General features: G+C 71.6%; 23 protein-coding genes. 6 read left to right on the top strand and 17 right to left on the bottom strand.

The features are described 5' to 3' along the window. Window positions 1–138: 138 nt before the first annotated feature. On the bottom strand, window positions 139–2,091 hold the full coding sequence (locus IE318_RS19710) for a tetratricopeptide repeat protein (protein ID WP_189902156.1): 1,953 nt from the start codon (window positions 2,089–2,091) through the stop codon (window positions 139–141). A 236-nt stretch (window positions 2,092–2,327) separates the two neighbouring features. After that, window positions 2,328–5,282, bottom strand: a complete 2,955-nt coding sequence (locus tag IE318_RS19705) for a UPF0182 family membrane protein (RefSeq protein ID WP_189902315.1) — start codon at window positions 5,280–5,282, stop codon at window positions 2,328–2,330. Between the two features lie 177 nt (window positions 5,283–5,459). Between IE318_RS19705 and IE318_RS19700 the strand changes: the two genes are divergently transcribed. Beyond that, window positions 5,460–6,002: a PPA1309 family protein gene (locus IE318_RS19700; protein WP_030179182.1), complete on the top strand. Its 543-nt coding sequence runs from the start codon at window positions 5,460–5,462 to the stop codon at window positions 6,000–6,002. A 46-nt stretch (window positions 6,003–6,048) separates the two neighbouring features. On the opposite strand, the gene IE318_RS19695 is transcribed toward IE318_RS19700, so the two are convergent. The 4 genes from IE318_RS19695 to IE318_RS19680 form a co-directional block, all read right to left on the bottom strand. After that, window positions 6,049–7,146: a YlbL family protein gene (locus IE318_RS19695; protein ID WP_189902154.1), complete on the bottom strand. Its 1,098-nt coding sequence runs from the start codon at window positions 7,144–7,146 to the stop codon at window positions 6,049–6,051. A gap of 94 nt (window positions 7,147–7,240) precedes the next feature. Further along, window positions 7,241–7,405 carry a hypothetical protein gene (locus IE318_RS19690; RefSeq protein WP_189902152.1) on the bottom strand — a complete coding sequence of 55 codons (165 nt, stop codon included), beginning with the start codon at window positions 7,403–7,405 and terminating at the stop codon, window positions 7,241–7,243. Between the two features lie 231 nt (window positions 7,406–7,636). Then, window positions 7,637–8,098, bottom strand: a complete 462-nt coding sequence (locus IE318_RS19685; protein WP_189902150.1) for a molybdenum cofactor biosynthesis protein MoaE — start codon at window positions 8,096–8,098, stop codon at window positions 7,637–7,639. A gap of 141 nt (window positions 8,099–8,239) precedes the next feature. After that, window positions 8,240–9,352, bottom strand: a complete 1,113-nt coding sequence (locus IE318_RS19680; protein WP_030179187.1) for an SDR family oxidoreductase — start codon at window positions 9,350–9,352, stop codon at window positions 8,240–8,242. A 190-nt stretch (window positions 9,353–9,542) separates the two neighbouring features. Here IE318_RS19680 and IE318_RS19675 point away from each other — a divergent pair, with 190 nt between their 5' ends. Next, window positions 9,543–11,036, top strand: coding sequence for a zinc-dependent metalloprotease (locus IE318_RS19675; protein WP_189902148.1), 1,494 nt, complete (start codon window positions 9,543–9,545; stop codon window positions 11,034–11,036). Beyond that, window positions 11,033–11,548, top strand: a complete 516-nt coding sequence (locus IE318_RS19670; protein WP_189902146.1) for an NUDIX hydrolase — start codon at window positions 11,033–11,035, stop codon at window positions 11,546–11,548. Before IE318_RS19675 ends, IE318_RS19670 begins: the two co-directional genes overlap by 4 nt. A 74-nt stretch (window positions 11,549–11,622) precedes the next feature. Here IE318_RS19670 and IE318_RS19665 read toward each other — a convergent pair whose 3' ends face one another. The 4 genes from IE318_RS19665 to IE318_RS19650 form a co-directional block, all read right to left on the bottom strand. Further along, entirely contained in the window at window positions 11,623–12,378 is a 756-nt protein-coding gene (locus tag IE318_RS19665; protein WP_189902144.1) for an AIM24 family protein, read from the bottom strand. Window positions 12,379–12,395: 17 nt separating this feature from the next. Continuing rightward, the gene (locus IE318_RS19660; protein WP_189902142.1) at window positions 12,396–13,076 is read right to left on the bottom strand and encodes an AIM24 family protein; all 681 of its coding nucleotides are present in this window, start codon (window positions 13,074–13,076) and stop codon (window positions 12,396–12,398) included. A gap of 12 nt (window positions 13,077–13,088) precedes the next feature. Then, a complete protein-coding gene (locus IE318_RS19655) occupies window positions 13,089–14,846 on the bottom strand; it encodes a TerD family protein (RefSeq protein WP_189902139.1) in 1,758 nt (585 codons plus the stop codon). Window positions 14,847–15,065: 219 nt separating this feature from the next. Next, window positions 15,066–15,662, bottom strand: a complete 597-nt coding sequence (locus tag IE318_RS19650; RefSeq protein ID WP_189902136.1) for a M48 metallopeptidase family protein — start codon at window positions 15,660–15,662, stop codon at window positions 15,066–15,068. A 263-nt stretch (window positions 15,663–15,925) separates the two neighbouring features. Between IE318_RS19650 and IE318_RS19645 the strand changes: the two genes are divergently transcribed. Together IE318_RS19645 and IE318_RS19640 are read left to right on the top strand one after the other, a co-directional pair. Next, complete coding sequence (locus IE318_RS19645) at window positions 15,926–17,194, top strand: TOMM precursor leader peptide-binding protein (RefSeq protein WP_189902134.1); 1,269 nt, start codon at window positions 15,926–15,928, stop codon at window positions 17,192–17,194. Further along, the gene (locus IE318_RS19640; RefSeq protein ID WP_189902132.1) at window positions 17,187–18,587 is read left to right on the top strand and encodes an ABC1 kinase family protein; all 1,401 of its coding nucleotides are present in this window, start codon (window positions 17,187–17,189) and stop codon (window positions 18,585–18,587) included. Before IE318_RS19645 ends, IE318_RS19640 begins: the two co-directional genes overlap by 8 nt. A 51-nt stretch (window positions 18,588–18,638) precedes the next feature. Here IE318_RS19640 and IE318_RS19635 read toward each other — a convergent pair whose 3' ends face one another. The 5 genes from IE318_RS19635 to IE318_RS19615 form a co-directional block, all read right to left on the bottom strand. Then, entirely contained in the window at window positions 18,639–18,848 is a 210-nt protein-coding gene (locus IE318_RS19635) for a hypothetical protein (protein WP_189902130.1), read from the bottom strand. A gap of 135 nt (window positions 18,849–18,983) precedes the next feature. Beyond that, on the bottom strand, window positions 18,984–19,307 hold the full coding sequence (locus IE318_RS19630) for a putative WhiB-interacting protein (RefSeq protein ID WP_030183344.1): 324 nt from the start codon (window positions 19,305–19,307) through the stop codon (window positions 18,984–18,986). Continuing rightward, window positions 19,304–19,672 (bottom strand): WhiB family transcriptional regulator, encoded by a 369-nt coding sequence (locus tag IE318_RS19625; RefSeq protein ID WP_030183342.1) that lies wholly within the window; start codon window positions 19,670–19,672, stop codon window positions 19,304–19,306. Before IE318_RS19625 ends, IE318_RS19630 begins: the two co-directional genes overlap by 4 nt. 174 nt (window positions 19,673–19,846) lie before the next feature. Then, window positions 19,847–20,167, bottom strand: a complete 321-nt coding sequence (locus tag IE318_RS19620) for a hypothetical protein (RefSeq protein WP_030183339.1) — start codon at window positions 20,165–20,167, stop codon at window positions 19,847–19,849. A 162-nt stretch (window positions 20,168–20,329) separates the two neighbouring features. After that, complete coding sequence (locus IE318_RS19615; protein WP_308438581.1) at window positions 20,330–22,645, bottom strand: ATP-dependent DNA helicase UvrD2; 2,316 nt, start codon at window positions 22,643–22,645, stop codon at window positions 20,330–20,332. A gap of 82 nt (window positions 22,646–22,727) precedes the next feature. Here IE318_RS19615 and IE318_RS19610 point away from each other — a divergent pair, with 82 nt between their 5' ends. Continuing rightward, window positions 22,728–22,970 (top strand): mycoredoxin, encoded by a 243-nt coding sequence (locus tag IE318_RS19610; protein WP_030183332.1) that lies wholly within the window; start codon window positions 22,728–22,730, stop codon window positions 22,968–22,970. Between the two features lie 69 nt (window positions 22,971–23,039). On the opposite strand, the gene nudC is transcribed toward IE318_RS19610, so the two are convergent. Then, window positions 23,040–23,984, bottom strand: coding sequence for an NAD(+) diphosphatase (gene nudC, locus IE318_RS19605; protein ID WP_030183328.1), 945 nt, complete (start codon window positions 23,982–23,984; stop codon window positions 23,040–23,042). A 154-nt stretch (window positions 23,985–24,138) separates the two neighbouring features. Next, a complete protein-coding gene (locus tag IE318_RS19600; protein ID WP_189902126.1) occupies window positions 24,139–25,542 on the bottom strand; it encodes a dipeptidase in 1,404 nt (467 codons plus the stop codon). Between the last annotated feature and the right edge of the window lie 6 nt (window positions 25,543–25,548).

Here is a 25,548-nt window from a genome sequence, read left to right as displayed (position 1 = left end):
GGGGACAGGATTTGAACCTGCGACCTCTGGGTTATGAGCCCAGCGAGCTACCGAGCTGCTCCACCCCGCGTCGGTGAATAGAACACTACGTGACCGGCGGGGAAAGAAGCAAATCGTTCACGGGGAGCGTCGCGCACATCACGCCGACAGCTCCTCCCGCAGCGCGTCCCTGAGCCGTGCGGCCCGCTCCGCGACCTCGGCCGGGCCCAGCGCCACCGCGCGGTCGGCCCACCGCTGCCCCTCCGCGAGCTCCCCGCGGCGCGCGTAGACGAGGGCCAGCCGCAGCGCCGCCCGCCCGTGGCCCGCGTCGGCGGCCCGGGCCCACCACACGGCGGCCTCCGGCTCGCTGCCCTCCCGCGCGAGCAGCAGTCCCAGGTTGAACGCGCCGTTGCGGGACCCGGCCTCCGCCGCCGTCCGGTACCAGCGTGCCGCCTCGACCACGTCCCCCCGGGCCGCGGCCAGCATGCCGACCCGCACCTGCGCGCGCCGGTGCCCCTGGGTGGCCGCCCGCTCGTACCACTCCTCGCACTCGGTCTTCTCGTGGATCACCGACTCCCCGAGCTCGTGCGCCGGCACCGGCGGCCGTCGCGCGTCGAGCACCGTCGCCAGCCGGTAGGCGGCCTCGGCGTTCCCGCCGCCGGCCGCGCAGCGCAGATGCCGCTCGGCCTGCCGCTCGTCGCCCGCACGCAGCCGGGCGATCCCGACCTGCAGTGCCGCCTCCGTGTGCCCGGCGGCCGCCGCCCGCTCGTACCAGCGCAGGGCCTCGGACTCCAGGTCCCGCCCGGCGTAGAGGATCCCCAGGTTGAACGCTGCGTCCACGCTCCCGGACTCCGCGGCCCGGGAGAACCACGGTTCGGCCCCGCCGGTGTCCCCGCTCTGGAGCAGCAGGACGGCCAGCGCGTTGGCCGCCTCCCGGTGGCCTGCGTAGGCGGCGCGCCGGTACCACTGCTCGGCCTGCGCGGTCCGTCCCTGCTCGGCGCAGAGCAGCCCGAGGTTGTAGGCGCCGTTCACGTCGCCGGCGTCCATGGCCGCCCGGTACCAGCGCTCGGCGGTCTGCGTCTCGCCGCGCTCGGCGTGCAGCGCGCCCAGCGCGTTCGCCGCGTTGCCGTCCCCCTCCTGGGCGGCCCGCAGCCACCACACGGCCGCGCTCTCGATGTCTCCGGCGTCGCGCAGCAGGAACCCGAGGGCGCAGGCGGCCCGGGCCTCGCCGTCCTTGGCGGACGTCAGGTACCAGCGGCCGGCCTCCTTCAGCTCGCCCCGCTTCTCCAGGATCGCGCCGAGGTGCAGCGCCGCGCGCCGGTGCCCGCGCGCCGCGGCCTGCCGGTACCACTGCTCGGCCTCCGCAGGCAGGCCGCTCCTTTCGGAGTCCGCGCCGTCGCGGTCCGCGCCGGTGGAACCGGCCCCGCGCGAGCCGGTGCCACGGGCGCCGGCACCGCCGTCCGCGGCGCACTCGTCCGCCGCACGCCGGTCGAGGGCCCTCGCCAGCCGGTACGCCGCCTCGCGGTGGCCGCGCTCGGCGGCGACCCGCATCCAGCGCTCGGCGCCGGCGTCCGCGCGGTGCTCCAGGAGGTCGGCGAGCGCGTAGGCGCCCAGCACATGGCCCTGCTCGGCGGACTGGCGCAGCCAGTACTCGGCGGCGGGCTCGTCGCCGCGCTCGCGGTGGTGCCGGCCGAGCGCGTGCGCGGCCGCGGCGGAGCCGGCGACGGCGGCGATCCGCCACCAGCCCGCCGCTTCGTCGGCGTAGCCACGCTGGTGGAGGAGGACGCCCAGGTTGTTCGCGGCGGCGCGGTCACCGGCCGAGGTGGCGGCACGCAGATGGGGTTCGGCTCCGTCGAGGTCGCCGCGGCGCAGCAGCATGGCTCCGAGAACGCTCATCGCGTCGATGTCGCCGGCCTCGGCGGCGAGCCGGCGGCGCGCCAGTTCGGCCATCTCGTCGGCGGCCTCAACGGTCTCGTCCGTGGTCGCGTCCCCGATCCCCTGCGGCCCCCGGGTCCCCTCGAGGCCCTCGGGCTCCCCGCCCGTCCCGGGATCGGAAGCCTGCACAAATCGCCCTGTCTCGAACAGAGTTACCTTGTCCCCCATAACGTTCATCGTCGCACCACCTGCAAACTGGGTACATCCGGTATACCGCAGCCAGTGAGGTCACTTCAGCGTTTTGTCGACATGCCCACAGAGAGACAAGTCAAACACAGATCGCCCAACTCCCCACGGCGGCACGGCGGTCCCTCCTGTCGGCACATGCGTTCGCAACCCCACCGCCCGTCGTACGCACACGTCGAGGGCCCGGATCCGCTCCCGGACCCGGGCCCTCGACTCGGCACGAGCGATCAGCTGCCCGTCGTACCGCTACCGCTGTCCTTCTTGTCGCTGCCGGCGCCGTTCTTGGCACTGTCGGTGCCGTTCTTGGCGTTGCCGCTCTGCTTCTCCGCCTGGGCCTGGGCATCGGCGGCCTGCTTGAGCGCGTCCTGCAGCTCCTTCTGCGCCTTGCCGTACGCCTCCCAGTCGGTCGGCTTCTTGTTCAGCGCCGTCTGGCCCTCGTCGAAGGCCTTCTGCGCGTCCTTCAGCGCCTGCTGGACCGTCGGGTTGCCCGAACTCGGCGGATTCGTGGTCCCGGTGCCGGGCGGGGGCGTCGAACCCGGCGCTCCGAAGATCTTGTCGAGGGCCTGGCCGAGCGTGTCCTCGAACGCGGTGGCGCCGCCGTAGGTCACCAGGACCTTCCGCAACAACGGGTACTTGAGCTGACCGCCGCGTACGTAGACCGGCTCCACATAGAGCAGTCCTCCGTCGAGCGGAATGGTCAGCAGATTGCCGTACTCGATCTCCGAGTCGCCGTTCCTGACCTGCCGGACGAACTCCGTGATGTTCTGCTGCGAGTTGGAGTTGAACTGGCTCTGGACCTGCTTGGGCCCGTCCGCCGTGGTGCTCGTCCGCAGCTTCAGGATTCTGATCTTCCCGTAGTCGGATGTGCCCGCCTGTGAGTCGACCGCCATGAAGGCGCTGAGGTTGTCCCGGCCGTTCGGCGTGTACGTCGTCGTCAGCGAGAACGCCTGGGAGTTCTGGTCGGGCATCTTCATGGTCAGGTAGTACGGCGGCACCGCGTCGCCCGACTTGTTCGTCGGGTCGTCCGGCACCTGCCACACCTCGCTGCCGCTGAGGAAGGTCTGCGCGTCCTGGACGTGGTAGCGGGTGAGCAGCTCGCGCTGGACCTTGAACAGGTCCTGCGGGTAGCGCAGATGGGACATCAGGTCCGGGGAGATGTCCGACTTCGGCTTCACCGTGTCCGGGAACGCCTTCATCCAGGTCTTCAGCACCGGGTCCTCGGTGTCCCACTGGTACAGCCTGACCTCGCCGGTGTAGGCGTCGACGGTGGCCTTCACCGAGTTGCGGATGTAGTTGACCTGGTTCTGCTGGGCCACCACCGCGCGCGAGTTGTTGGTCGCGGTCAGCGAGTCGGCCGTGGTGTCACCGAGGGTGGTACGGGAGGCGTACGGATAGCCGTTCGTGGTCGTGTAGGCGTCCACGATCCACTGGATGTGGCCGTCCACCACCGCCGGATAGGCGTCGCCGTCGATGGTCAGCCAGGGCGCGACCGCCTCGACGCGCTCCTTGGGCGTGCGGTTGTACAGGATCCGCGAGCCGTCTCCGATCGCGCCGGAGTAGAGGATCTGCGGTTCGCCGAACGCCAGCGCGTACGCGGCCCGGTTGACGGGGCTGGACAGGCTGACGCCGCTCTTGCCCCGGTAGCTGGTGGTCTTCTCGCCGTCGTTGTCGGAGTAGTCGATCTCCTTCTGGGGACCGCCGACGATCGAGTACGTGGTGGTCTTCTCGCCGTAGTAGACCCGCGGTTCGTACCTCGGCAGGTCACCGGCGGGCGGCAGGTTCTTCTCGGTGAAGACGGGCTCTCCGTTGTCCGCCTCGGTGCCCTTGGCCGAGACGACGCCATAGCCGTGGGTGTAGCGGAAGTGGGTGTTGATCCAGTTCTGCTTGACGCCGGAGAAGTTCAGCTCGCGCAGACCGACGACCGTGTCCTGGACCTTGCCGTCCTTGGTGGGATAGCGGTCGACGTCCAGATTGTTGGGGAATGCGTAGAAGCCCTTGACCTGCTGCAGTTGCTGGAACGTCGGCGAGACGATGTTGGGGTCGAGTATGCGGATGCTCGCCGTCTTGTCGACGTCGTCGCGCAGCGTCGACTTGTCCTTGGTCTTGCTCGTCCCGTCGTAGGGGGCCACCTCGGTGTCGTCGATGCCGTACGCCTGGCGCGTCGCCTCGATGTTCTTCGCGACGTACGGGGCTTCCTTGGCCTGCTCGTTGGGCTGGACCTGGAACTTCTGGACGATCGCCGGGTACAGGCCGCCGATGAGGATCGCGGAGAGCACCATCAGGCCGAAGCCGATGACCGGCAGCTGCCAGGTGCGCCGCCACAGGGTGGCGAAGAACAGCAGCGCGCAGATGACCGCGATGCAGAAGAGGATCGTCTTGGCCGGCAGGTAGGCGTGGGCGTCGACGTACCTCAGACCGGTCCAGTTGTCGGTCGCCTTGAAGTCGCTCGACTTGACCGCGAGTCCGTACCGATCGAGCCAGTACGCGATCGCCTTCAGGGACACGAAGACGCCGAGCAGCACCGACAGGTGACCGGTCGCCGCGGCCGTGGCCCGCGCGCCGGGGCTGGTGACCCGCAGCCCGCCGTACAGGTAGTGGGTCAGCGCCGCGGCGATCAGGGACAGGATCGTCGCGGCGAAGCCGAAGCCCAGCAGGAAGCGGTACCAGGGCAGGTCGAAGGCGTAGAAGGACACGTCGAGGTGGAACTGCGGGTCCGTCTTGTGGAACGGGACGCCGTTGACCCACAGCAGCCAGGTGCGCCACTGGCCGGCGGCGGAGGCGCCCGCGATCAGGCCGACCAGTGCGGTGATGCCGCACAGCAGCCACTTCTTGTACGGCGCGATGCCCATCCGGTAGCGGTCGAGGTTCTGCTGCTCCATCGACATGGCGCTGAGCGGGGGCCGCAGCCGGTGCGCGAGCCAGATGTTGAAACCGACGGCCACCGCCATCAGCAGTCCGAAGACGAAGAACAGTCCGATCTTGGTCCACAGGGTGGTGGTGAACACGGACGAGTAGTGCACCGACCGGTACCACAGCCAGTCCGTCCAGAAGCCCGCGAACATCGTGAACGCCATGCCGAGGACGGCCAGGACGCCCAGGGTCATGAGCAGGACACGGGCTCGCCGGGACGGGCGGCCGACTCTCATCCGCGGCCCGGACGGGCCTGAGCCGCGGTCCGGCATCTGGAAAGCCAAGGTGCGCACCTCGAAGTTCGCTGGTGGTTCGCTGTCGTTGTGTCTGGCCCCCGTGCCCGCGGACCGTACGGTGTGCCCGTGGTCGACGCGGGCACACACCTATGAAACTTACTGACGGTTTACTCGGTTCCCGATTCCGGCCGGGAACGAGGCAGGATTGTGACCATGTCCAACACTCCCATGGCAGCGAGCCCGCTCACCCGGGCGGTACTCGAGATCGACGAGTACGCCTCCGGCCTCGGCTGGGACCAGCCCGCTCGCCTCTTCGCCCTCGTAGACACCGCGCGGCTGCGGGCCGAGGAACCCGTCCTCGCGGCCCAGCTCGGCCTGGAGGACGAGCAGCAGACCTCCGGTCTCACCCCGATCGAGCAGGACGAGATCCCTGCCGATCAGCCGCTCGACGAGTTCCTCGGCACGATCGCCTGGCCCGACGCGGTGGCCGGCTGCGCGCTGACCGTGGAGCGGCTGATGCTGCCCCCGTCCGCCGAGACACAGGTCCCGCAGGGGCTGGACGAGGAGAAGCTGGCCCGGTGGGTGGCCGACCACCCCGAGCGTCAGGAGGTACGGATGACGGTGGCGGTGCTGCGCGACGGCGCCCGGGAGTCGGCCCTGCGGCTGCGCGAGAAGGACTCCTCCACGGAGGTGCTCACGGGCGCCGACCTGGTGCCGGGGCTCGCGGAGGCACTGACGGCGACGTTCGAGGACTGAGTACGTGACCCGGGGGCGCCCCTGATTGCCAGGGGCGCCCCTCGTCTCAGCCCTTGGTCGTGCACTTCGGCAGGTCGGCGGTCTTCCCGGAGCGGATGTCCTTCAGGGCGCCGAGGGCGTCGCCGATGGTGTCGACCTTCACCAGGGTGAGCCCCGAGGGGGTGTCCTTGGCAGCGGCCGCGCAGTTGTCGGCGGGGGTGAGGAAGTACTGGGCGCCCTTGTCGCGCGCGCCGACGGTCTTCATCTCGATGCCGCCGATCGGGCCGACCTTGCCGGCGTCGTCGATCGTCCCGGTGCCGGCCACGAACTTTCCGCCGGTCAGGCTGCCCGGGGTGAGCTTGTCGTAGATGCCGAGGGCGAACATCAGACCGGCGCTGGGTCCGCCGACGTCGGCGAGCTTGATGTCGATCGTGAACGGGAACGTGTGGTCGGTTCCGGCGGAGATCCCGACGATGGCGCGCTTGGCGCCGGTGTCGTGGGACTCGGCCGTGGTGATGGTGACCTTCTTGGTGGTGGTCGCCGTTTTGTTCTGCTTCTCCGCGGCGGCCTGGTCCTTGGCGGGCACGACGGTGAAGACGACGTCCTGGCCGGGCTTGTGCCGGGTGACCAGCTTCGCCACGTCGGAAGGCTGCTTGACCGCGGTGCCGTCCACGGCCTTGATCACGTCACCGGCGTGCAGCCTGCCCTGCGCCGGGGTGCCCTTGACCACCGTGGAGACGATCACCCAGGACCGCACCGGGATGCCGAGCTCCTTCAGCGCCGCCACCTTGGCGCTCTCCTGGGACTGGCTGAACTCCTCGGCGTTCTCCTGGGTCGACTGCTCCTCCGTCTTGCCGTCGGGGTAGAGCGTGTCGTGCGGGACGACCTTGTCGTCGTGCGCGAGCCAGCCGTAGACGGCCTCGACGAGGTTCATCCGGTAGTCCGCGCTGGTGACCCGGACGGTGGTCATGTTGAGGTGGCCGTCCGTCGGGTACGTCTGGTGCCCGGTGATCTGCAGCACCGGCTCGCCGTCGTGCTCGTCCAGCGTGTTGACCGTCGGACCCGGGGACATCTCCGAGTACGGCACGGGGAGGAAGACCCCCGCGCACAGGAGCGCGATCAGCATCAGGGTGGAGGCGAGCATCGTCGCGGTGCGGCGTGGCATGAGTCGACAGTACGGGACGCGCCTGTCAGAGCACCGTCAGGGCCGTCGTACGGAGTCCTGGCGCGCGGTCTTCGCGCGCAGTTCTCGCACGGCCTTACGTGCCGGACGTGGACCTCTCCATGGCCTCACGGAAACGGGCGTACCCGTCCAGCTCGGGACCGTCGCTGCGCACCTTGCGGGTCCGGTTCGCCCAGATCCCCCACAGTCCGGCGGCTATCGCAGCCACCAGTGGTATCAGCAACCAGGCGAGCGCCGCCATGCCGACCTCCCGACCCCAACCGAGCGACCCCAACTGACTGATCAGCAGATTAACCATCCGCACTGACAACGCTCGGGCCAGGGGGTCGGTTACGCAACCGGAGCCGTGACGGAAGGGTACGGCGGGGTCAGGGGGCCGTCGACGGTGGGGTCGGCGGCCGCCGAGGTCGGCAGGACGTGGCGTCAGCGGCCCAGGGGGCGGGGCGTCGTCGGCAGACCGCCGGGAGTGCCGTCAGCAGGCGCCGACCCACTCCTCGGTGCCGTCCGAGAACTTCTGGTGCTTCCAGATGGGCGCCTCGTGCTTGAGGTCGTCGATCAGCTTCCGGCAGGCCTCGAACGCCTCCGCGCGGTGCGGGCACGACACGCCGACGACGACGGCGAGATCCCCGACGCTGAGGTCACCCACACGGTGGACGGCCGCGAGCGCGCGCACCGGGTACTCGGCGGCGACCTTCTCGGCGATGCGCCGCATCTCGGCCTCGGCGCTGGGATGGCAGGAGTAGCCGAGCTCGTCGACATCGGCACCCCCGTCGTGGTTGCGCACGGTCCCCACGAAGAGCGCGGTGCCGCCGGCGGCGTCGTCCCCGACGGCCTTGAAGACCTCGTCCAGGGAGAGCGCCGTCTCGCGGACGGCGATCAGCTTGATGGGATCGTCGGCGGCGTGCTCGCCGGGGTGATCGTTGGTGGGTGCCATGCCTCCATCGTGCCGCACGCCCGCGAGCACGCGGAATAGCGTCATCGCCCGGCACGCGCGTGTGCCGGTTTGGAGCCTTCTACGATCCAGGACCCTGGCCGCGGACCTTCGTGCCCGCGGCGCACCCCGCCGGCCCCGGGCTCACATCCGCCGCCGGGCCTTGCGCGCCCGCCGCACCACGGCGGCCGCGCCCAGCAGGGCGACCGTCGCCCCCGCGGCACCCGCCGCCGTCGCGTCCTTGCGCCCCAGCCGCCGACCGGCCACCGTGTGCCGCCCGGCGACCTCCTCCAGCAGCTCGGCGAGCACGTCCTCATTGGTCCACTTCGGCCGCCACCCCGCGTCGTGCAGCCTGCTGCCGCTGACCACCCAGGGGTACATCGTGTACGCCAGATCCCCCGCAGGGGACGGGGTGAGCCCGATCCGGTGCAGCCGCGCCGCCGCCCCCAGCGCCACCGCCGAGGGGAGCTCCATCCGCCGGATGCCGCTGAGCTCCTCGACCTCCTCCTGCTCCAGCCATCCGTCGCAGCCGACGGCCAGCTCGCCGTCGACCTTCTCCAGCACGGCGTACTCCAGCGCACTGCACAGGTCCTCGACGTGGCAGAACTGCCAGGCGGGCCGCGAACCGGCCACGACCAGCAGCCGCGGCGACTCGAAGTACCTGGTCAGCGCGGTGTCGGTGCCGCCGACCAGCACGGCCGGCCGGACCACGGTGACGTTCAGGCCGGGGTGCGCCCGCGGCGCGCGGCGCGCCAGCCGCTCGACCTCCAGCAGGTCCCCGACGCCGGTCGCCTCGGCGGTCGCGCGCAGCTCGGCGTCCTCCGACAACGGCAGCTCGTTGTCGGGCAGCGCCCCGTACACCATCGAGGACGTGCACAGCACGACCCGGTGCACACCGGCCGCCGCGGCCGCGGTGAGCACGGTCTGCGTCCCCCGGACGTTGTAGGCCGTCCGGGCGGCGGGATCGGTCTCCAGATCGAGGTCGAGCGCCAGGTGCACCACGACGTCGGCGCCGCGCAGCTTGTCGGCGATCGCCGGGTCCCGCACGTCGAGGATGTGCCACTGCGCCGCCGCGCACTCCCCGCGTCGCTCGTCGATGGCGATGACCTGCCTGACCTCGCCGGACGCGGCCAGCCGCTCCGTGAGCAGCGCGCCGACGCCGCTCGCGGCTCCGGTGACCGCGACGACGGGCCCGCGCACGGCGGGAGTGCTTTCAGGGTTTCGCGCTGCGCGAACCTGCGGATCTGGGGAACTCACCGGGCGTCTCCAGCGGTTGTCTTCCATACGGGCGCGAATGACGCGTACGTACCAGGTGGCTCCATCCTGCCGCAGCCGCTGTGTCGGCGAAGCACCGAGGCCCGATGCGCCCGCGGTGTCTACGCTGGGTGGTGTTGTCGGGCAGCCGCGCCGCCGGAAGAACCGGTGGCCTTACCAGCCGAGGAACCCCGTGAGTGACACCCCATTCGGATTCGGCCTTCCGCCGGAGGAGCCGGACGACGGCGACGAGGGCAAGAAGAAGGACCAGGAGAGCGGTGGTGGGCAGGGACCGGCCAACCCGTTCGGTTTCGGGCTGCCCGGAGCCGGAGGCCTTGGCGGGCCCGGCGCCGACAATCCGCTCGCAGCGATGTTCGGCTCGCTGAACCCCACCGACCTGGGCGCCGCGTTCCAGCAGCTCGGCCAGATGCTCTCCTACGAGGGCGGCCCGGTGAACTGGGACATGGCCAAGCAGATCGCCCGCCAGACGGTCGCCCAGGGCACCTCGGACGGCACGAAGGACGCGAGCGTCGGCCCCGCCGAGCGCACCGCCGTCCAGGAGGCCGTCCGCCTGGCCGACCTGTGGCTGGACGACGTGACGTCCCTGCCGTCCGGCGCCGCCTCCGCGGTGGCGTGGTCCCGGGCGGAGTGGGTCGAGGCGACCCTGCCCGCCTGGCAGGAGCTCGTCGACCCGGTCGCCGAGCGCGTCGGCACCGCCATGGGCGATGTGCTGCCCGAGGAGATGCAGGCCATGGCCGGCCCGCTGATCGGCATGATGCGCTCCATGGGCGGCGCCATGTTCGGCACGCAGATCGGCCAGGCCGTCGGCGTGCTGGCCGGCGAGGTCGTCGGCTCCACCGACATCGGCCTGCCGCTCGGCCCGGCCGGCCGGGCCGCACTGCTGCCGGTGAACATCGAGAAGTTCGGCAAGGACCTGGGCGTCCCGCTGGACGAGGTGCGGCTGTACCTCGCCCTGCGCGAGGCCGCCCACCAGCGTCTGTTCGCGCATGTGCCGTGGCTGCGCTCGCACCTGTTCGGCGCGGTCGACGGGTACGCGCGCGGGATCAAGGTGGACACCGCCAAGCTCGAGGACGTGGTCGGCCAGTTCGACCCGCAGAACCCCGAGCAGCTGCAGGACGCCCTTCAGCAGGGCATGTTCCAGCCGGAGGACACCCCGGAGCAGAAGGCCGCCCTGGCCCGTCTGGAGACCGCTCTGGCGCTCGTCGAGGGCTGGGTGGACGCGGTGGTGCACGCCGCGGCCAAGCCCCGTCTGTCGTCCGCGGACGCGCTGCGCGAGACGCTGCGCCGCCGCCGGGCGTCGGGCGGGCCGGCCGAGCAGACGTTCGCCACGCTGATCGGTCTGGAGCTGCGTCCGCGCCGTCTGCGTGACGCCTCGCGTCTGTGGGCCTCGCTCACCGACGCGCGCGGGGTGGAGGGCCGCGACGGTCTGTGGGCCCACCCGGACATGCTGCCGACGGCCGCCGACCTGGACGACCCCGACGGCTTCGTGCACCGTGAGCAGCTGGACTTCTCCGAGCTGGACAAGATGCTCGGCGAGGCCGCGGGCGGCTCCGCGCCGAAGCCGGACCTGCACAAGAAGGACGACGGCGGCCAGGAGGACGACGGCGGCCGGGAGGACGACGGCGGCCGGGAGGACGGCGACGGCAAGGGCGACGACGCCGAGTGAGCCTCCACGACGACGCGGCCCTCGTGCTGAAGGGGTACGAGGGCCAGGAAGAGCTGCGCCAGACGTATCTGGACCATCTCGCCGCCCACCCGGACGGCATGTGGAAGGCCTGTACGGACGGGCACATCACGGCGAGCGCCCTGGTGGTCGACGTCGAGCGCGGCCGGGTTCTGCTCACCCTCCACAAGAAGCTGCGGATGTGGCTGCAGATGGGGGGCCACTGCGAGCCGGGCGACGCCACCCTGGCGGCCGCCGCACTGCGCGAGGCCACGGAGGAGTCGGGCATCGCGGGGCTGGCCCTGCTGCCCGGCGGTCCGGTCCGCCTTGACCGGCACCTCACGCCGTGCGCCTGGCACCTGGACGTCCAGTACGCCGCCGTCGCCCCTCCCGGGGCCGTGGAGGCCATCAGCGACGAGTCCCTGGACCTGCGCTGGTTCGCCCCCGAAGAGGTCCCGGACGTGGCCGACGAGTCGGTCGTACGCCTGGTGGAGGCGACACGCGCCAGGCTCTGAGCCGGGCGAACGGGTAAGGGGCGGCCGCCATTGCGGTCACCCCTTACCTCGGCTCTGGCTCCAGGCGCCTCGGCTCAGCTCCAGACGTTGCCCTGGTTCTGTCCCCGCGCGCCCTGCTGGCCCATGCCGAACTGCGCGGCGATGCCCTGCCCGATCACCGCGTTCTGCGGCGGCAGCAGCTCGCTGGGCTGGACGAGCGCGTAGCCGCTGCCCATGAAGCTGAGCTCCCAGCCCTCGCCGGTGTTGCCGCGCCGCCGCCACACCCCGGAGGAGTGCGTCTGGGCCTGCATCTGCACCCGCAGACCGGTGGACCAGGCCACGATCGCGTCGGCGTCGCAGTTGACGTACTTGTCGGGCGTCACCTGCATCATCAACGGAGCGCCGGAGGTCATCAGGGCGACCTTGCCGCGGCCGGTGATGTTCAGCTGGTACTTCCCGGAGCCGGAGATGCCGTACATGCTGTCGACGGCGATGACCTCGTGGTGCAGCGAGGAGTCCATCGCCAGCACATAGCTGCTGTCGACCGTCAGGCCGTCCTGCTCGATGTCCATGACGTGGACGTACTGGGAGAGGTTGGCCAGGTAGACCGTGCCCTGCCCGTGGCAGCGCATGAGGTCCAGGCCCTCCCCGGTACGCGCACGCGCATAGGCCTGGTTGCTGCTCTGGTACTCGGCGTCGAACTCGACCAGACCCTGGTAGGCGACCATGGTGCCCTTGCGGGCCAGGATGTCGTCGTGGCCCTCCATGGTGACGCGCAGCATCTGCTTGTTCTGCAGGCTCCAGCGCTCCTGGGTCTGGGCGTCGTTGAACGCGAAAAGCGGGCTCTGCATGGTGTTCTGTCTCCCCCTCAGCCCCGGATCCGGAGGCGGTCGGTGCTGTCCTCGCTGGGCTGCACGACGACGATGCCCTGGCCGGAGAAGGCCATCTGGTACGCCTCGCCGCTGCCGCGGCCGATCAGGGACTGCGCCTTGAAACTGCGCTTGCCCTTCACCTTCAGGTTCGGGGACCAGGCGACGAGCGCGTCCGGGTCGACGTAGGTCTCGTCCTCGCCGCTGCCGCAGTCGACGACGATCGGCTTGCCCCGGGAGGTGAGCGCGACCCAGCCCTGTCCGGAGATCTTCGTGTTCCACAGGCCCTGCCCGGCGAACTTCGCCAGGCCCTTGACCCGCTCGACGCCCCACTGGAGGTTCGCGTCGAAGGCCAGCAGGTTGGTGGCGTTCACCGAGATCGCGTCGCCGCCCAGATTGATGACGACGACGTTGGCGCCGTAGTCGGCGAGGTAGAGCAGGCCGTCGCCGGAGCACTTCATCAGGGGCGCGCCCTCGCCGGTGATCCAGTCGCGGGCGATCTGCCGCACAGCCGGCGGGTTGGGCTCGTACTGGATGAAGCCTTCGTAGGCGACCATGGATCCCACGCGCGCGAGGAGGTCGTTCCCGGTCTGCATGGCGACCTTCAGCATGTGGTTGCCGTGGTTCTCCATGCGGGCGGTGACGGGTGCGGGGGCGTAGCCCGCGAGCGGCTGGTTCATGACGGGCTCCCTCTAGACCTCGTAGGGCTGGACGACGACGAAGTTGCCGGGTGCGGCCCGGAACTGCAGGTTGACGCCCTCTCCGGTGTGGCCCGGGTAGGCGTTGCGGCGCATGCGCACCTGGCTGGAGACGATCACCTGCGCGGCGGCGGACCAGGCGACGACGGCGTTGGAGTCGACGAACGTCGTGGGCGTCACCGGCAGCACCACGGGCGTGCCGTACGTCTTGACGACGATGGTGCCGGTGCCCTGGAACTGCATCGTGAACAGGGCGCCTCCGGGGATGCCGTGTCCCTCGATGCGGCGGACCTCGTACTGGAGGCCCTCGTCGAAGGCGAGGACGTTCTCCGCGGAGACGCAGATCGCGTCGCCCTGCAGTTCCACGGGGTGCAGATGCGTGGAGTTCTCCGCGAGGAACACCTGGCCCTGGCCCGTGCAGCGCATCAGCTGCATCTCCTGGCCGGTGGCGTTGCCCACGATGCGGCCGGCGAAGCCCGCGCCCTTGTAGCTGAAGTCGACCTTGCCCTGGTAGAGCACCATGCTGCCCTGGCGGGCCAGCACGGGCTGGCCTCCCATGCCGAGATCGACCCGGATCAGCTTGCTGCTCTGCGGTGTCCAGCGCTGGCCGGTGGGCGTCTCCTTGAACTGGTGCAGCGCGGCGGCCACTCCGGTGCCCTGGGGAGCGCCCTGCGGGACTCCGTACGGCGCGGGCGCGCCCTGGCCGGGAACCTGTCCGTACGGCTGCGGGCCGTAGCCCGGGGGCGGGGTGGGCTGACCGTATCCGGGAGGCGGCGTGGGCTGGCCGTATCCAGGAGGCGGGGCGGGGGCCTGCGGCGCCTGGGGCTGGGCGTAGCCGGGCGGCGGGGGCGCGCTCGGGGCGCCGGCCTGGTGGCCGTACGGCGGCTGCTGGCCCGGCCGGCCGTAGGGTGCGGGGGCCGGGGACGGGGGCGGGACGGTGCCGCCCGGCGGGGCCATGGGCGCCACGATGGTGGGCGCGGCGTGCACCGAGGGCGAGGGCGGCGGGGTGGCCCCCGGGGGCGGAGCGAAGCCTTGCGCGGCGGGCTGCGGCGCGGGGGCCGGGGCGGGCGCAGGGGCGGGTGCGGGCGCCGGGGCCACGGGCGCGGCGGGTCCGGCGGGGGCACCGAAGGCCGGTGGCGGGGAGGTCTGGGCGGGCGGGGCGAAGCCCGGAGCGCCGCCCGTCTGCGGCTGCTGCGGGGCCGGTGCCGGAGCGGGAGCCTCCTCCTCCAGGACCTCGCCGCCGAAGTTCTTCAGCAGCGCTTCCAGACCGCCGTCGAATCCCTGTCCGACGGCGGCGAACCGCCACACGTCCTTGAGGTAGATGTCGCCCAGCATCACGGCGCGTTCGGTGGAGAACTCCGAGCCGCTGAACGCGTACCGGGCCACTTCCTCGCCGCCCGCCACGATGCGCAGGTATCCGGGGCCGATCTGCGACATCTGCCCCGCGCCGTCGACGGTCGCCGTGAACGACAGCTTCTGGATCTGCGCCGGGATCCGGTCGAGCGTGACCCTGAAGGACTCCGTGTCGCCCGCCTGCGCGCCCAGCAGCTGAATGGCCTCCTCGGGGGACTTCGGCTGGTTGAAGAAGACGAAGTACCGGTCGTCCGACAGCCGTTCGTCGGCGTCGAGGCCGAAGCAGCTGATGTCGAAGGTCAGTCCGGGGCCGGAGATCTGGACGCCTACGTACAGATCCGTGCCCGCGGTCAGGTCACTGATCCTGGCCTTGTGGCCGCGTTGGAATTCCCTGGGCATGCGTAACGACCGTCCCCCATCCCGAATACGAGTGCGTCGCGCCAGGCTAACGGCAAACTCCGACACCGGACCAAGCCGGTACAGACCCGGTACACAATCCCCGCCCGCCTGTGCCGTACGCGGACCGGTCGGCCGCCTCTCCGGTCTCGCCCCTCCCTGCCGCCTCGTGGGCCGCCGTTCGGATCGCCGGTGGGCTGCTCCCCCGCCGAGGGCGGGCGGTCACTCGCCGCGCGCGGCCGGCAGATGCGGCAGCCGACCCGCGGCGACCACCCCTTCGAGATAGCCCCGGGCCCGCTCGGTGCGCGGATAGGCCTCGAGGAGCCGCCAGAAGTCGGGACCGTGGCCGGGGACGAGCAGATGGGCCAGCTCGTGCAGGAGGACGTAGTCGACGACGTACTCGGGCATGCCCTGCAGACGGTGCGAGAGCCGGATGCTGCCCTCCGCCGGGGTGCACGATCCCCAGCGCGTGTTCTGGTTGGTGACCCAGCGGACCGAGGCCGGCCGTGCCCGGCCGTCGAAGTACTGGGCGGACAGCCGCTCGGCCCGCTCGGCCAGCTCACTGTCACCGAGCGAACGCCGGCTCTCCTGGGCCGCCAGCTTGTCGAGCATGACGTTCACCCAGCGCCGCTCCTCCGCCTCGGACATCCGGGCCGGGATGAGCACGATGGTGCGATCGCCCTCGCGGTACGCGGAGACCGTCCTGCGGCGACGGGTGCTCCGGCGGACCTCGATCGCGCTCGCCGCCGAGCCGCTCGGCGGCGGGCTCGTCTTGCTGCGCTGTGGCGCTCCGGCACGGTGCAGTGGGTCGGCGGACACGCCCCGACGTTACCGGGTGTACGCGGCGGAAGTCCCGGGTCCCGGACGGTTCCGCACCGATCCCCCACCGAGCGTCTGATTCGTACGACGAATATCCCCTGCCTGTGGACAACTTTCCGCGCCGGCCGGCCGGGCCGGGCATGCTGGCACTCGTCGGCGGAGCGATGACCGGCTCCACCGGCGCCCGGGGAACGCACCGGACCCTCTCCCCGGGCTGCTGTCCACGCTGTTTCCTTGGGTTTCTTCGGCTACGGGGGCCGCACATGCATCCGATGGTGAAGCCCGCGCTCCGGCGCGGCTGGCGCGATCTCAACACCGTGCAGTTCGGGATGACTCCCGCGCACGCGCTGACACTCGGCCCGGTCGACACGGCGACGGGCAGTTTCCTCGAGCTGCTCAACGGCACACGCGGCCTGCCCCTGCTGCGGGAGGAGGGGCGCCGCATGGACCTGCCGGAGGGCCATGTCGACCGGCTCGTGACCCGGCTGGCCCGCGCCGGGCTCCTGGACGACGCCCGCGGCGGGGGCGCGGCGGCCCGCGCGCTGCGGGAGAAGAAGGAGGTCTTGGACCGGCTGCGGCCGGATCTGGCCTCCCTGTCCCTGGTGGCGCGGGAACCGGGCGAGGCGATCGACCGGCTGGCCGCCCGGCGTGATCTGCGCGTACAGGTGCGCGGGGCAGGCCGGGTGGGTGCGGTCCTGGCGGCCCTGCTATCCGGCGCGGGCATCGGTGAGGTCGACGTGCTCGACGGGGGATGCGTCGAGCCGTGGGACGTCGCCCCGGGCGGGCTGCCCGTCGAGGCCGTCGGGGAGCGCAGGACCGCCGCGGCCCGCCGGGCCGTGCGCCGGGCGGCCCCGGACCGTCCGGCACGCCGCGGCCCCGGGGCGCCGCACGAGTCCCACGTGTCCCATGAGACCCGTGAGTCGCATGAGTCATACGAGTCCTACGGGGACGGCGAGCCGGGCCACTCGCTGGTGATCCTCGCCCCGCGGGACGACCTCACCGTGCACGCGCCCGACCCGGTCGCGGCGGCCGCGCTGATCACATCGGGCACCCCTCATCTGTACGCCGGTGTCGTGGAGGCCACGGGCGTCGTGGGGCCTCTCGTCCTGCCCGGTCAGACGGGCTGCGCCGAGTGCCTGCACCGGGGCCGTACGGACCGGGACGAGACATGGCCGCGCCTGGTGGCCCAGTGGCGGTCCGGCAGGCGGCGCCATGTGCGCCCCTGTGACCTGGCCCTCGCCACGACGGTCGCCGGGCTGGCGGCGGCCCAGGCGCTCGCCTTCCTGGACGGGGAGTCGCCCTCCGGCGTGGGTGTCCGCTGGGAGGTGTCCGCGCCCGGTCTGAACTGGCGCGCACGGCCGGTGTGGCCGCATCCGGACTGTCCGTGCGGAGCCGGGCGGAAACCCGTGGCGGAGGACACCTCAAACGAAGGTGCGTCACGCGAGACAATGGCTGGGCAACGGCCGTCATCGACGCCCTGCCGACGGGCAGACGCGGCGCGGCTTGCTGGGACTTGGAGGGCGCATGTCTGATCTTCCCCGGAAGGCGGTCACCCGGACCGCCAAGCTCGCCGCGCTCCCGCTCGGCTTCGCCGGGAGGGCGACCTGGGGACTCGGCAAACGGATCGTCGGTGAGTCCGCGGAGCTCGTCGGCCGGGAGCTGCAGCAACGCACGGCCGAGCAGCTGTTCAAGGTGCTCGGCGAGCTCAAGGGCGGGGCGATGAAGTTCGGGCAGGCGCTGTCCGTCTTCGAGTCCGCGCTGCCCGAGGAGGTCGCCGGCCCCTACCGGGCGGCGCTGACCAAGCTCCAGGAGGCCGCTCCGCCGATGCCGACCCGCACCGTGCACGCCGTGCTGGAGGAGCGGCTCGGCGCGGACTGGCGTGAGCTGTTCGAGGAGTTCGAGGACAAGCCGTCCGCGGCGGCCTCGATCGGGCAGGTGCACCGGGCGGTGTGGCACGACGGCCGGGAGGTGGCGGTCAAGGTGCAGTACCCGGGCGCCGGCGAGGCCCTGCTGTCCGATCTGGGGCAACTGAGCCGGTTCGCGCGCCTGCTGGGGCCGCTGATCCCGGGCATGGACATCAAGCCCCTGATCTCCGAGCTGAAGGACCGTGTCTCCGAGGAGCTGGACTACGGTCTGGAGGCGCAGGCCCAGCAGGCTCACGCGGAGGAGTTCGCGGGGGATCCCGACGTGGTCGTCCCGGCCGTCATCCATCAGCGCGACCAGGTGCTCGTCACCGAGTGGATCGACGGCATCCCGCTGTCGGAGGTGATCGCGGACGGCTCCCGTGAGCAGCGCGACCGGGCCGGCCAGCTGCTGGCCCGCTTCCTGTTCTCCGGCCCGGTCCGCACCGGTCTGCTGCACGCCGATCCGCATCCGGGCAACTTCCGTCTGCTGCCCGGCGGGCCCGAGGGCGAGGACGACTGGCGTCTGGGCGTGCTGGACTTCGGCACCGTCGACCGGCTGCCCGGCGGTCTGCCCACGCCGATCGGGGAGTCCCTGCGGATGACCCTGGACGGACAGGCCGAGGCGGTCTACGAGCTCCTCTGCGAGGAAGGCTTCGTGAAGGAGTCGATCGAGCTCGACCCGGACGCGGTCCTCGACTACCTGCTGCCGATCATCGAACCGGCCCAGGTGGAGGAGTTCACCTTCACCCGGAGCTGGATGCGCAACCAGGCGGCCCGCATCGCCGACCCCCGCTCCCCCGCCTACCAGCTGGGCAAGCGACTCAACCTGCCCCCGGCGTACCTGTTGATACACCGTGTGACGCTCAGCACCATCGGGGTGCTGTGTCAGCTGGGGTCGACGGTGCGGCTGAGGGAGGAACTGGAGGAGTGGCTGCCGGGCTTCGTCCTGGAGCCCGAGGACGTCCTGGACTCCGACGATGTCCTGGACTCCGAGGACGAGGAGTCCGCCGTCGAGGCCTGAGCGAGGCGCGGAGGCACGATCGAGGAGGGCCGAGCCGGGAGTCCGGCGGGTTCACCACCAGGCCGAGTCGAGCCGGCTCTCGATGGAACGGAGGTTCTCCCGGGAGCAGGCGTCGCAGAAGTAGCAGCGGACGCCGTTCTCCACGGAGCAGGTCCACGTGGGGGGAAGGTCCTCGGCCGGGGTGGCGCAGCGCGTGCAGACCACGGGCGGGCGCTGCGCGGTGGGGCCGCCGCGGCCGGGTTCTCCGGGAAGACTCGTCACCCGGCGACGATACCTCCGCCGCCCTGGAACGGCGCGTGCAACGCACCGCGGGGGCAGGTCCGCATCTCAACGGACCTGCCCCCGCGGGAGAGTTCACCTCCCGGCCGGGAGGCCACCGCCAGGCGGTGTGGGCGGTCAGTGCATGACCGCCATGGCGAGCGCACGGCGGGCGCGCAGCGAGGCACGCTCGGCGCGGCGCTGCATCCGGCGGGCAGCCACCAGACGCATGGCCTGGCGTTCCTGCTCCGCCTCCCGCAGTCGTTCGTGCATATGCGCACGAGCCATGGCTTCGGGGATGAGTTGCATCTCTCGGGTCCTGTTCTGACGCGAGTCGTTCGCGCCGGTGGTGGTGACGTCTTCGGTCGCGGAGCCTGCGGGCTCGCTGGTGGACGGCTTCATCGGGGCCTGCTTCTGGGGGTCGTGCGTGAGGGGGCGGTCGATCGTTCCTGCGGTGTTCATGCGGTGACCGGGTTCTTGCGCGGGCGGCCACGCGGCCGCTTCCGGGCGACGACAACACCCTGGACGAACAGCTCGCCACCCCAGACGCCCCAGGGCTCACGCCGCTCCTTGGCGCCGGCGAGGCAGGCCTCCATCAGCGGGCAGGTACGGCAGAGGGACTTGGCGTACTCCACGTCCGCCGGCGACTCGGCGAAGAAGACCTCCGGGTCGTAGGAGCGGCACGGGACGGGTACGCCGAGGTTCTCGATGGCGTCGTCGAGCGCGGTGAGCGCGGTGAGCGGGATCAAGGTGGGGTCCTCCGTGAGACCGGGCTTGGGGATCGTGTCGGAAGGCGGTACGGACGGGGCGTGCGCTTCGAGTTGCACGGTTCGTCTTCCTCGTCTGGTCGGTCCGGCCGGTCGGCCGGGTGTCGGCTGGGTACCGGGTTCTTTTCTTGTCCCGAGGCCCCTTCGGTCCGCCGTCCCCGTTCGGGGAAAACAGAAGGGCCGCGGATCCCGGGTGGGGTTCCGCGGCCCTGAAGGCGCCGGCCTGATCGGCGATCAGGCTGGATCACTCCAGGGTTTCGGCCCACGGAAGGCCCACATCAGGTGGTGCTGCGTCGTCTGCTTCCGGACTCCGGCACCGGCCGCCGTAAAGGCATAGGCCTGCGCCTGTGCCGCTACTGCTTCCAGTGCCTTGGTCGGTCGCTCATTGCGCTCACGGATGGGAAGACCCGCGAGAGACACAGGGGAGGCCGGACGCACGGCACGAATGCCGGACAGACCGGTGCCCTGGTCCGAGACGCCGAGCATGCACAGGGAGGCGACCGAGCGATCGGTCATTTTGGCGGTGCTGAAGAAGCTGCTCTTGATGCTGATCACTGGACTCGCCTCCTCTCGGCGTCTAGGGGACTGGGGTGCCAGTCCGTTCGGATGTGCAAGTACAACACGGAATCAGGGCCTCAGGAAGACCGCTGTTCCCGTGACCAAGAACCTATGGGGATTGACGGGGCGTGCGCAAACTATTTTTTCGACGAGTTCGTATCAGTCCTCAGCCTCTTCGGTCGCACACGGCTGGCCTGCGCAGATGGCGAGAACATCGGCCCCGTGACGGCGCAGCTTGCGCATGCCGACCCCGGGGATGCGCGCGAGCTCCCGCTCGTCGTCCGGGACCGCCTCCGCGATCGCCATCAGGGTTCTGTCGGTGAAGACGCAGAACGCGGGCTGCCCGGTGCGCCGCGCCTGTTCCGCCCGCCACTCGCGCAGCCGCTCGTAGAGGCCCTCGTCCATGTCGGAGGGGCAGTCGTCGCAGCGCATCAGCTTCATCTCGCCGGCGTCGGTCAGCGTGCGGCCGCAGACTCGGCACCGGGCCGGGGACCGCTGGACGCGCCGCGGCACCGCCTCCGGCGCCCCCGCGGTCCTCCCGGACACCGCGACTCCGCGCTCGATGCCGCCGGTTGCGCCGATCGTGGCACGGCCGGCCGCGGCGGCGGACCCGGGACGCAGTCCGTCGAGGAAGCGGCTGGGGCGGCGGTTGGGACGGCCGCCGGGCGAGCGGCACAGCGACCAGGAGACGTGCAGCCGCTCGCGGGCGCGGGTGACGCCGACGTAGAGCAGGCGCCGCTCCTCCTCGACCTGCTCGTCGGTTCTGGCGTAGCTGATCGGGACCATTCCCTCGGAGACGCCGACGAGGAAGACGACGTCCCACTCCAGCCCCTTGGCGGAGTGCAGGGAGGCCAGGGTGACGCCCTGCACGGTGGGAGCGTGCTGGGCGTTCGCCCGCTCGTCGAGTTCGGCGACGAGATCGGCGAGGGTGGCGCCAGGGTGGGCGGCGGCGAAGTCCTGCGCCAGGTTCACCAGGGCGGCCAGCGACTCCCAGCGCTCCCTGACGGCGCCCGAACCGGCCGGGGGCTGCGGGGTCCAGCCCTCGCCGGAGAGGACGGCACGCACCTGCGACGGCAGGTCCACGGCCTCGTCGAGCAGGGAGTCGTTGGACCCGAAACGGGCGGCGCCGCGCAGGGCGACACCGGCCTTGCGCACCTCGGGGCGGTCGAAGAAGCGCTCGGCGCCCCGCAGCTGATAGGGCACGCCGACGTCGGCGAGGGCCTGCTCATAGGTCTCGGACTGGGAGTTCGTCCGGAACAGGACCGCGATCTCGCTCGCCGGGACCCCGGAGGCGACGAGGTCCCGGATGCGGCGGGCCGCGCCCTCCGCTTCGGCGGGCTCGTCGGTGTACTCGGCGAATTCGGGCTCCGGTCCGGCGGCCCGCTGGGAGACCAGTTCCAGCCGGTGGTCGGCGGCACGGCCGCGGGCCTGGGCGAGCAGTCCGTTGGCCAGGTGGACCACCTGCGGAGTGGAGCGGTAGTCGCGGACCAGCTTGACCACGGTGGCGCCGGGGTGGCGGACACGGAAGTCGAGAAGGTGGTCGGGGGTTGCGCCAGTGAACGAGTAGATGGTCTGGCTGGCGTCGCCCACGACGCACAGGCTGTCCCGGTCGCCCAGCCACAGCTCCAGCAGGCGCTGCTGCAGCGGGCTGACGTCCTGGTACTCGTCCACGACGAAGTGCTGGTACTGCGCGCGGACCTGTTCTGCGATGTCGCGCCGGTCCTGCAGGATGGCGACGGTCAGCAGCAGGACGTCCTCGAAGTCGATGAGCGAGCGGTCCCGCTTGAGGTCCTCGTAGACGGAGTAGAGCTGGGCGATCTCGGCCGGGTCGCGGGGGGCCTCGCGGCCGGCCTTCGCGGCTGCGAGGGCGTAGTCGGCCGGGACGGTCTGGGTGACCTTGGACCATTCGATCTCCGCCGAGACGTCCCGCAGCTCGCCCCGGTCCAGGCGGACACGGCAGGCGGCAGCCGCGTCCGCGACGAGCTGGATCTTGCGGTCCACGAGCCGGGGCATGCCGCCACCGACGGCTTTCGGCCAGAAGTACTGCAACTGGCGCAGGGCGGCCGAGTGGAAGGTGCGGGCCTGGACACCGTGTGCGCCGAGCTGACGCAGCCGGCCCCGCATCTCGCCGGCGGCGCGGTTGGTGAAGGTGACGGCGAGCACGCTGGAGGGCTGGAGGATCCCGGCCCGCACCCCGTACGCGATGCGGTGGGTGATCGCGCGGGTCTTGCCCGTGCCGGCGCCGGCCAGCACGCACACCGGACCGTGCAGCGCGGTGGCGACCTCGCGCTGCTCGGGGTCGAGCCCTTCGAGCACCGCGTCGGCAGAGTCCGGTACGTGCGGGAAGAGGGTGGAGTGCGTTGCTGCTGTCACATGGCCATGCTGCCAGGTCGTGGGAGACGGGTGAGCCCGTTGTCCACAGGTGGGCCCTTCCGGTCGTACCAATGCGACTGGCGTCACGCGGCCGGGCCCCATACCCCCGGTGGGAATGCCGTGCCCGTGCCGTACGTTCCCTCTCTGCGACCATGACGTCCCGACCGCCGAAGGAGCGCGAGACATGCCGGGCACTGTGACGATGTACAGCACCACGTGGTGCGGCTACTGCCGCCGGCTGAAGAGCCAGCTGGACCGCGAGGGCATTGGGTACACCGAGATCAACATCGAGCAGGACCCGGAGTCCGCGGCCTTCGTCGAGAAGGCTAACGGCGGCAACCAGACGGTCCCGACCGTGCTCTTCGCCGACGGATCGACGCTGACGAACCCGTCCCTGGCGCAGGTGAAGCAGAAGATCGGCGTCTGAGTCCGGCGCCCCGGACCAGGTGACAAGGCGGCCCCCGAGATTCTCGGGGGCCGCCTTCGTCGTGGTCCCTCAGACGACGCTCCTGGTGGGCAGGGGCTTGCCGTACCAGAGTTCGATCAGCCGGGCGGCGATGGAGATGCCGTACGGGGGCAGGACCTCGCCGGAGTCGAAGGCGGCGGTCAGCTCCTCGCGGGAGAACCAGCGGGCCTCGTGGATCTCGTCACCGTCGACGTTGATCTCGATGGAGGTGGCACGGGCCATGAAGCCCAGCATGAGGCTGGAGGGGAACGGCCAGGGCTGGCTGGCGACGTACTCGACCTGGCCGACGGCGATGCCGACCTCCTCGTGGACCTCGCGGCGCACCGACTGCTCGATGGACTCGCCGGGCTCGACGAAACCCGCGAGCGTGGAGAAGCGGCCCTCGGGCCAGTGCACCTGGCGGCCGAGGAGGATGCGGTCCTCGTCGTCGGTGACGGCCATGATCACCGCCGGGTCGGTGCGCGGGTAGTGCTCGGCGCCGCAGGCGGGGCAGCGGCGGATGTGGCCGGCTGCGGCGATCACGGTGCGCTCGCCGCAGCGGGAGCAGAAGCGGTGCAGTCGCTGCCAGTTCTCCAGGGCCACCGCGTGCACCATCAGGCCCGCGTCGCGGGGCGGAAGCAGCAGTCCGGCCTCGCGCAGGCCCGCCGGACGGGCGGACTGGTCCATGCGGCCGGGCAGGGAGTCCTTCTGGAGCGCGAAGTAGCTCACGCCCTCCTCGTCGGTGCCGAGGAAGTAGCGGTGTGCCTCGGTGAGGGGGGCTTCGAAGGACGGGGTCATGACGAGTTCGGTACGGCCGTCGGGCGTCTCGTCGATGAGCACCTGGCCGCCGGAGACCACGAAGCAGCGGGTGGTGGGGTGGCTCCATGCCGCGGCGAGCCAGGCCTCGTCGAGCCGGTGGTGGGCGGCCCGGTCGATGCCGCTCGGTGCGGTGAGCGAGATGGGTCGGTCGGCGGTGTGGTCGGTCCAGGTGGTCACGAGTGCTTCCAACTCCCCCGGTGGAACGGTGGTTTCGGCGACGGTTCAGCGGGACGTACGGCGGGAGGCGACCGGGTCCGGCGGTGCCTGGAGGTGCAGGGCGGCCTCTCCAGTGTGCCCCGCGCCGGAGGGTGGCCCGGACGGCGGCCGCCGGTCAGGGCGCATCGCGCCAGTGCTCGGCGAGATCGCCCCACAGGTATGCGCTGGTCTCGACGCCCTTGAGGAGGAGGTCGAGCTCGACCTTCTCGTTCGGGGCGTGCCAGCCGTCGGACGGGACGGAGATGCCGAGGAAGAGGACGGGTGCGTCGAGGACCTCCTGGAGGTCGGCGGCCGGTCCGGAGCCGCCCTCGCGGGTGAAGCGGACCGGGGTGCCGAAGGCACGGCCCATGGAGCGGGCCACGGACCGCAGCGCCGGATGCTCCAGCGGGGTCAGGCAGGGGCGCGTGGCCGCGCCGAACACGGTCTGGTGCCGGATCCCGTCGGGCACGTGCTCGTCGACCCAGGCGCGGACGGCCTTCTCGATGTGGTCGGGGTCCTGACCCGCGACCAGGCGGAACGACAGCTTCACCATCGCGGTGGACGGGATGATCGTCTTGCTGCCGGGGCCCTGGTAGCCGCCGCCGATGCCGTTCACCTCGGCGGTGGGGCGGGCCCAGACGCGCTCCAGGGTGGAGTAGCCCGCTTCACCGTGGGCGGCGTGGGACTTGGCGGTGCGCAGCCACTGGTCCTCGTCGAAGGGCAGTTCGGCGAAGAGCTCACGCTCGCGCTCGGTGAGCTCCACGATGCCGTCGTAGAAGCCGGGGACGGCCACGCGCGCGTGCTCGTCGTGCAGGGCGGCGACCAGGCGGGCGGCCGCGGTCGCCGGGTTGGGCACGGCGCCACCGAACGAGCCGGAGTGGATGTCCTGGTCGGGGCCGGACAGCCGGATCTCGCACTCGGCGAGGCCGCGCATCCCGGTGCACACCGTGGGGGTGTCCTCGGACCACATGCCGGTGTCCGAGACGATCACCGCGTCGGCGGCGAGCCGGCCGGCGTGGCGCTCGACCAGCGCCCGGAAGTGCGGGGAGCCGGACTCCTCCTCGCCCTCGATCAGCAGCTTGAGGTGCACGGCCGGGGTGGTGCGGCCGGTGGCGGCGAGGTGGGCGCGGACACCGAGTGTGTGGAAGAACACCTGCCCCTTGTCGTCGGCCGCCCCGCGCGCGTAGAGGCGGTTTCCGCGGACGACCGGCTCGAAGGGCTCGCTGTCCCAGCCGTCCTCACGGGCGGCGGGCTGGACGTCGTGGTGCCCGTAGACCAGGACCGTCGGGGCGTCGGGGTCGTCGGAGGGCCACTCGGCGAAGACGGCGGGGGCGCCCTCGGTCTGCCAGACCTCGGCGGTGGTGAAGCCGGTCTCCTTGAGCTTGGTGGCGAGCCAGTCGGCGCTGTCGCGTACGTCGGGCGCGTGGTCGGGCTGGGCCGACACGGAGGGGATGCGCAGCCACTCGACGAGGTCGTCGAGGAAGGCGGTGCGGTGCTGCTCGATGTACGTGCGGACGGCGCTGTCCGGGGTCTGGCTCATGCTCCC

The sequence above is a fragment of the Streptomyces spiralis genome (genome assembly GCF_014654675.1).
GTDB lineage: Bacteria > Actinomycetota > Actinomycetes > Streptomycetales > Streptomycetaceae > Streptomyces > Streptomyces spiralis.
Note: the sequence above shows the minus strand (reverse complement) of the source record. Positions and strands in the feature narration are given on the sequence as shown.

Bases quoted from the DNA above. Each gene is read 5' to 3' on its own strand.
- IE318_RS19710 (WP_189902156.1), bottom strand. From the start codon at position 2,091: ATGAACGTTATGGGGGACAAGGTAACTCTGTTCGAGACAGGGCGATTT.
- IE318_RS19705 (WP_189902315.1), bottom strand. From the start codon at position 5,282: ATGCCGGACCGCGGCTCAGGCCCGTCCGGGCCGCGGATGAGAGTCGGC.
- IE318_RS19700 (WP_030179182.1), top strand. From the start codon at position 5,460: ATGTCCAACACTCCCATGGCAGCGAGCCCGCTCACCCGGGCGGTACTC.
- IE318_RS19695 (WP_189902154.1), bottom strand. From the start codon at position 7,146: ATGCCACGCCGCACCGCGACGATGCTCGCCTCCACCCTGATGCTGATC.
- IE318_RS19690 (WP_189902152.1), bottom strand. From the start codon at position 7,405: ATGGCGGCGCTCGCCTGGTTGCTGATACCACTGGTGGCTGCGATAGCC.
- IE318_RS19685 (WP_189902150.1), bottom strand. From the start codon at position 8,098: ATGGCACCCACCAACGATCACCCCGGCGAGCACGCCGCCGACGATCCC.
- IE318_RS19665 (WP_189902144.1), bottom strand. From the start codon at position 12,378: ATGCAGAGCCCGCTTTTCGCGTTCAACGACGCCCAGACCCAGGAGCGC.
- IE318_RS19660 (WP_189902142.1), bottom strand. From the start codon at position 13,076: ATGAACCAGCCGCTCGCGGGCTACGCCCCCGCACCCGTCACCGCCCGC.
- IE318_RS19655 (WP_189902139.1), bottom strand. From the start codon at position 14,846: ATGCCCAGGGAATTCCAACGCGGCCACAAGGCCAGGATCAGTGACCTG.
- IE318_RS19645 (WP_189902134.1), top strand. From the start codon at position 15,926: ATGCATCCGATGGTGAAGCCCGCGCTCCGGCGCGGCTGGCGCGATCTC.
- IE318_RS19640 (WP_189902132.1), top strand. From the start codon at position 17,187: ATGTCTGATCTTCCCCGGAAGGCGGTCACCCGGACCGCCAAGCTCGCC.
- IE318_RS19630 (WP_030183344.1), bottom strand. From the start codon at position 19,307: ATGAACACCGCAGGAACGATCGACCGCCCCCTCACGCACGACCCCCAG.
- IE318_RS19615 (WP_308438581.1), bottom strand. From the start codon at position 22,645: ATGGGGCCCGGCCGCGTGACGCCAGTCGCATTGGTACGACCGGAAGGG.
- IE318_RS19610 (WP_030183332.1), top strand. From the start codon at position 22,728: ATGCCGGGCACTGTGACGATGTACAGCACCACGTGGTGCGGCTACTGC.
- IE318_RS19600 (WP_189902126.1), bottom strand. From the start codon at position 25,542: ATGAGCCAGACCCCGGACAGCGCCGTCCGCACGTACATCGAGCAGCAC.